This is a genomic window from Pseudovibrio ascidiaceicola (assembly GCF_900114245.1).
In the GTDB taxonomy this organism is placed as follows: Bacteria; Pseudomonadota; Alphaproteobacteria; order Rhizobiales; family Stappiaceae; genus Pseudovibrio; species Pseudovibrio ascidiaceicola.
On sequence record NZ_FOSK01000010.1, the window covers coordinates 225,268 to 232,263 of the forward strand.

The following is a 6,996-nucleotide window of genomic DNA, read 5'->3' on the forward strand; positions in this document are numbered from 1 at the left end:
TCAGTGCGGGTGATCTGAATTATTGATCTAAAGAGAGCTTGAGCCTTGGCCCCGGTTTTGTGCGGTCTTTTGGAGCGTGTAAAGCCCAAAGCCTTTCAAAATGTCGACCACTTAATCCCGAAAAAAGCTGTAACGCTTCCTTCTTGATACTGTCTCTTCGTTGCCAAGGTCGATCTGCAAGAGCTTGCAGAAAACGTATGACTTCAGCCTCAACAAAACGACCTGTACTATCAGATTTTGAGCTGCGCTTTACCTCATTACTTTGAGCCACAAATATCGTCAAATCTTTGGCCAGCACTTGCCGCTGATCACCGTCAATGCGCAAGAGTTCATTTCGCCGCCATGAGACATACGAAAGTTCAGAACACCAATAAGAGGCAGGAACTACGTGGGCATCTGCTAAGGCTGCTGTCGCAGCCTTTCACTATAAGCTCACCACGCTGCAGTGCAGATATCAGAGCCAAATACGTTTCAAATATCAGCTGAGTTGCCAGCTTTTCCTCAGCTCTCTTGGGAGCCTTGCCACTCTCAAGGATTTCCATCAACCTATGATCATCCCGCCACTCAGGGGGAACTGTTTTCTTGTGGCGTTGAGTTAAAGTTTGACGGTCAGTAGTTACAGGCCAACAGCTAGGCAAAAGATTTGAAAAATACGAACAGATACCCTCGAGTGTCCAATCATAAACTGCCGAAAGCATCTTTAAAGAAAAGTCCTTCGACGAGTGTCAGATCACACTCTACAATATCCCCCATCAGATCCTCTAACCCATCAATCACGGACACCACTGTAGACTAGCGCGTATTGGGGAGTGATATTGCTGAAAAAAATTGCTTAGTAACGATTAGAACGAAAGGAATACTGCTCTCGAAAAGCAGAGCCAAAAGCCAACTTTCAGCTAGTTCGATCATAAGTTAAGACGCGCTTACCCAGAGCCTTCTGCAGTAGCTCTTATTGCGATATGCAATCACTCAGTGACCAACAGCGGACATTGACCCTGATGCTGAATTCGGGCCTTCCCAGCGTGTTCTCAACCGCAGGTCGACTTCGCATCTGAAACCTTTGTAGAGCTCCTCTTTAGCCGTGCTATAGAAACACAGAATCCCCCATGCGGACAAAGCTGACATTCGCTGCAGTGCAGAAAGTTGGACAAGCCGGAGGCACAGTCCTGCAAAGCGTGACTGCACCCCCGGCTAGGTCCGGCACCAATTGACATCGCTGCTGGGGACAATGCCCAATCAAAGGGTGCGGACAGATGGTGTCTTTGTCAGCTGATGAACTGCGCCGCGAACACCCAGGTGGCACCTGTCATATCATTGTCACCAGGCCCGCCTGACAGGATCGTGCGACCATCCCCGGACAACCCTACAGAAGTTCCTTCAAGGGACGCGCCGGATGCACCGGTTCCAACCAGCTTTTCTCCACATTGAAGCCAAGTCCCGGAACTGTTCTGAAAGACCCACACGGCACCGACATCCGAATTGTCGTCATCGCCTCCAACGACGATAATGTCGCCATCGCTCGAAATACCAACCGCACCGCCCTGGCCCGCTTTGCCGGAGGCTCCTGTGCCGACCAGCTTGCTGCCCTGCTGCGTCCAGTTACCTCCGGCTCTGGAAAAGATCCAGGTCGCTCCTGTCTGGTCGCTGTCCTGATTTTCGCCAAGGACGAATGTATTGCCGTCATGTGAAACGGCCAGCGATGTGTTCTGCCCATTGGGATCTGGAACAGCGCCAGTCGCCGTCAGATAGTTGCCCTGCTGTTGCCACCCGCCGGAATTGACAAATACCCAGACCGGAGCGTCCTGGACCGCTTGAACGAAACTGCCGACGACCAGCGTCTGCCCATCACCAGACAGGCCCAGAGACACGCCCTGGTTTGCGTTGGTGCTGTAGCCCGAGCCGACCAGTTTGCAGCCGGATTGCGTCCAGCCGCCCGCCGTGCGGGTAAACATCCAAACCGCACCTTTAGCACCGCCATCGCCGTTGCCACCAATCGCAACGGTGTTGCCATCAGATGAAATGCCGACAGCAGCGCCTTGCATGGGACACGAAGAGTAATCGGTGCCTACCAGTTTATCGCCCTGCTGAGTCCAGACATCTTTGGATCTGGTGAAGACCCAGGCAGCTCCAACCATTCCGTTGTCACCGCTACCACCGGCGATCACCGTATTGCCGTCGGCCGAAATAGCAACGGATGTCCCAAGTCCGGAGGCGCCAATTCCATCGGTGCCCGTGAGTTTAGGCCCTTGCTGGATCCAGCTATCGCCTGACTTGATAAAAACCCAGATTGCACCCGTGCTTTCGTAATCACCACTGCCGCCGACAACCGCTGTGCAGCCATCTGCGGAAATCGCCACGGATCCCTGCATGCCGCGACCCCAAGCGCCTGATCCGACCAGTTTCGCACCCACCTGCGCATAGCACGCAATTACGGGATGCCCTGATGTTCGATCTTCATTGCTTTGTTGTTCTGAAATGCTCATGACTGTTCCTTCGACTGGATTGAAGGCCCGCACAAATCGCTAGCCTTTGTTGTTCAGTCTTGTGCAAAACAACTGCATACGCCAAGTGGGTACGATGAGGCGGCGCCCATGGTAATGCAACTATAAGTTAATTATTCAACAATAAACCTCAATTTGCACGTCTCGACCCTCCTTAAACCATAACAATACTTTAAAACAGGCTATGGTAGAGAAAACAACGATATTATCGAAACGCCGTCATATTATTAACATCCAAAAATACCAAATAAAGACTTGAATTTTTGGATTTTTTATTAAGCAACCCACCTAACTAAAGCTTTTAATACATTGTCCATCTTTTCTGTTATTTTTTACATCTATATTCTATTTTTTGATTGTTTCTTTTCTTTACACAATTGCTCTCATAACGATAGGTCGCGGATTTAAGCGTTTTGGTGAATTGTTTAAATGGAAGTACTATTTTTTCGCTGCCATCTGGCTACTGTTTTCTAATTGCCGGGTTCGCCGGACGGACACAAACTAAAGACCAATACTGTCAATATGCTTTGTGTTACACTGCTAATCTCATACTAATCGCTTAACATGATCCGCAATGCTAACAATGCTTTGCATTCGACTAAAATCAGGTTGTACAACGGAGGCCTTCTTTGTCCGAAAGACGTTTTTGCAACCTCTATAAACAGGTTTTATCTTTCTCCAGTAGTGAGCTGGATGATAAACTTCCGGCAGCCATAACCTTTCTAGCCATGCTGCACCTGCGCAATCTCCCTCCACTCGACGCTGCGTCGAGTGGAGGTAAATGCCCCCTATCTTATCGGGCGCTTCACATAATCATATACTGAGATGAACTCTTCAGAAAGAGACCGTAGTCTCATCTGCAAAGACTTGCGCAACCCATGCGAGAAACACTCGAATGTCAGGTAATGGCTCATCAAGTACTCGCTTGCCTCAGAAACCACACTGCAATTTCTTCCGAAACCAGACATTTGCCATGGTCCATGACGCCGCAGCGCAGCATCACCAAACCAGTCACTCATAGCACGTACGAGTTCCGCGATTTTATTGTTGTCCGCTTATAAAAATTACGCCATTTTGACTCGTGGTCAAAGTTTCTGGAAGATGGCACTCGCGAGATCTTAGGCGCCGCCGCACATCCGCAACCCGCAGTCGACCATCTTTATCAGCTTCAGGATGTCGATTGGGTTGCCGCTTGACCGAGTGCGAACAGGTCTTCGACAAACGACCGGTGGCCGTTCTCGATGGCATCCGGTTCAATACCGAGTTTCTCCGCATAGCGTGCATTCATGCTGTCAAGGATGGTCGTGATATTATCGCTGAGCAGTTCTGCCTTGGTCGGCAGCGTCATGGTGTAGGCATACGATGCGATCGGGCCGAGATGCTTGGTGATCCGTGTCTTCTCGATTTCTGAGATCGAGGCCTGCATGCAGGCCTGGAAGCACCAATAGCAGGTCGCCCAGCACTCGACGATGTCGTCCGGTATCTGGTCATGCTCATTACTTAGATAGAGCTGGCGGATGGCCGGATCTTTGCCGCCGAATACCACAAAAATGAGCCTCCCCATGACAAAGGGCCAGCTGTCCTTGTCGCCTTCGGCAGGCAGGACCTGGATCGAGGAGCGCGGTGGTTGGTTGCCCTTGTTGGCCTCCGATCCCTTCCATGACGCAGCTGCGATGATCATCAGCAGTGCGCGCAGGCGTAGGATGTCGTGATTGTCCAGCTGTCCGGTTTCTTGTCGATCCATGATACGCTGTCCTAACTTGAGTGCTGCGCTGACGAGCTGGTCTTTGGTGGCTTTTCGCTGTGCCGCTTTGCATTTGCGCGCCGCTTCTTCCCGCTCTTCCTCTTCCAGTGTCTTTTCCTCTTTCCCGAAGTCCACGCCAGCAGCAATCGCGGCTTCCGCGTTGTCGGTTTCATCATCGAGATTGAACGCATCGCTCATCAGGTAGTCATTATCTGACTCGTCAATCTCGTCGCGCTGTCCGTCGATGCCGAGGATGCGGTTCAAGAATCCACGCACCAGCGTGACTTCACTCCCCGCGAGGCTGTTGTGTGTCAAGTTCGCTTGGGCAGTGCGCGGACGCCGTCTGGCAATAAATTGTTCGTAGCTCAGCACTTCATAGTGTGCCGCCGACGCGTCATTGTCGCCGTGACCCGCCTTCGGAATCGAGATTGGCGCTTTGTCCTTGTCTGCATCCGGTTCGAGCTGTTCGAGGAAATCGAGCACTTCCATCAGCATCAAACCAGCTTCGGTTTCTTCATCAAGACCGCGCAGCGCATTCTCCGTTTTGCGCGAGCGCGCCTCCCTGATGGCAGCGCTCAATCGGCCGATAAGCGTGACAATTGCGGGTGCCGACCGATGCCCGTCAGTGAAGACCAGACAGGCGAAGGACGGCCTGACATCCGTCCCGGAAATCTGGAATCGTAGACTGTGCTCACTGTGCAGCGGCGACCAGGCGCAGGGGATTACCGATCCGTTTTGGTCTAGCAGTTCGATGGTACAAGCGGCCGGGTCGATCAACGATGTAGGTCGCCAGACAAGCACATCAACCCTGACCTCGAATTGGCCGGGGGCTTTTTCTGCCAGCTCTTCCAGCGGCAGGTCGTCATCGAGCTCGGGTTCGTCGATTTCTGCGGGCTCGATCGTCTGCTCTTCATCCAGAACATCGGCTAGCTCGAGCGCATGTATGATAGTATCGGGCGGCAGTCTTCGATAGAGACAGACCTCTTCGTTCTTGCCGACATAGTCCCCGCGACCAAGTGCCGCGAGCGTGCAGTTGGCGCTGCCGAGCAGAACGTGATCGGCGTTCTGCGTTTGCGCAATTATGGTTTTTGCGTGGATGAATCGTCCTTCCCGATACCGGTTGCGACGGTACAGTTTCATGTTGGATAGTGCGCTCACCGCGTCCTTCGGGAACTGGACGACCACAGGGTCGATCACCACTGATACCTCTTCGGGTGAAAGTCGTCCGTTCAGATAAGAGAGTGCTGTAAGGCCCATATCCCAATACGGGCTTACGACGATCAGCCGTGTGACCGGTTCGTCGATGAGACCGGCAAAGCGCTGACCAATACCGGTCTCGATTCCGGTGGTCAGGAGCGCGGCTTCGGTCTGGTCGGCGAGGCCCATCTTCTCGGTCGAGGCAACCGCCTGCCGAAGCCACGGCGCTCTTGCCAGCATCCAATCTTGCTGGCCGCGCAGTGCTTCCTGATCGTGACCGACAAAGCGTGCCAGATACTGCCATGCCGCGGCGACCATGCGCTGATCTGCGGAATCTTCTTCACCGCAACTGATCGTGTCAACCAGTTCAAGATTACCAGCAAGGCCTGACGAAGTGATGTTTGCAGAGCCGACAATGATGCGACCGCCCTTTCGTCCGATTTGCAGGAACAGCTTAGGGTGAAACACCTGGCGGGCAGTCGCTCCCTTGACCGTGTAGAGCTTACCTGCATGATCCGGCAGTGTCGAAGCGCCGGTGAGGGCGTGGGTTAGCATCCTTGAATCGGGAATGACAATGTTGTTGCGGCAGCCTGCACCGCGAAGGCGCGGGTTCGTGAATAGCGGCCCGTCTTTTTCGCGTAGCCTGATGCGTCCTTCATCCATTTCGATGAGGAAGGTATAGTCCCGCTGATATCGGAATTTGCGCAGCGCCACCCACATGTGGCGGCGTATGACCCGTTCCTCGATGATGTTAGCGATGATGTCGGCAGAAGGTGCATTCAGGTTGCGATCGAGGAAACTCGTTTCGCTCAATAGAGAGCGGAAGGCATCGGGATTGAAGTGGCTGAGTTCGGCAGCAATATCGCGGTCGCCTTCTTGACTATGCTCATGGATGATCGCTAGTAATTTGATGGCCTTCCAAGCGAGTTCGGGCGGGCAGAATTTTTCCTTACGTCCGGCACCGCGCACGATGTCGCGTGAGAGAAACCACTCGGCTTCGGGGTCGTCCGCAGCATAGGCGTTGGCGGCAGGGGACAGGTCTTCTAGGAAGCTTTCCCAATCAGCTGGCCACGCTTCGGCAGCATCACGGATTTCATCGACGCATAGACCGATGAGGCGCTCCAAAGTAATGCCTGCGGGGAAATTACCTAACTGGTCAAGCGCGAATTTGAACAGTGTCTCCAACTCGATGTGGCTGAGATCGTTTGTGTGATAGACCCACCAGCGCTGGCGCTGCGTGGAGTGGCCTATGAAAAGTGGAGAGCCTTTTGCTCAATATTTCTTTTCTGTCTCTCAAACACGATTGGTGATTGATAACCTAACGCCGAGTGTCGCCGGGTTGGATTGTAAAAGCCCTCTATGTAAACGCCAAGTGCCTTTTCTGCCTCCTGACGGGTTTGAAAAGCAGTTCGCCACAACATTTCGGCCTTGATGGTCTTGAACACGGTCTCCACCATGGAATTGTCGAAGCAGTTTCCTTTTCCGCTCATAGAAGGAGTGATATTGTGCCTCGATAAAAGCCGCTGATAAGCATCGGAGCAGTACTGGCTACCC

At 52.8% G+C, this 6,996-nt stretch carries 4 protein-coding genes; all 4 read right to left on the bottom strand.

Translation table 11 applies throughout. The features are described from left to right. Positions 1–19 precede the first annotated feature (19 nt). Positions 20–325 (bottom strand): hypothetical protein, encoded by a 306-nt coding sequence (locus BM231_RS26875; protein WP_139226370.1) that lies wholly within the window; start codon positions 323–325, stop codon positions 20–22. Between the two features lie 940 nt (positions 326–1,265). Further along, positions 1,266–2,483, bottom strand: a complete 1,218-nt coding sequence (locus tag BM231_RS19140; protein WP_093521858.1) for a WD40 repeat domain-containing protein — start codon at positions 2,481–2,483, stop codon at positions 1,266–1,268. 1,186 nt (positions 2,484–3,669) lie between these two features. Beyond that, on the bottom strand, positions 3,670–6,567 hold the full coding sequence (locus BM231_RS19145) for a phospholipase D-like domain-containing protein (protein WP_139226371.1): 2,898 nt from the start codon (positions 6,565–6,567) through the stop codon (positions 3,670–3,672). Positions 6,568–6,689: 122 nt separating this feature from the next. Beyond that, on the bottom strand, positions 6,690–6,996 hold a 307-nt coding region (locus tag BM231_RS19150), incomplete at its 5' end, for an integrase core domain-containing protein (RefSeq protein ID WP_139226372.1).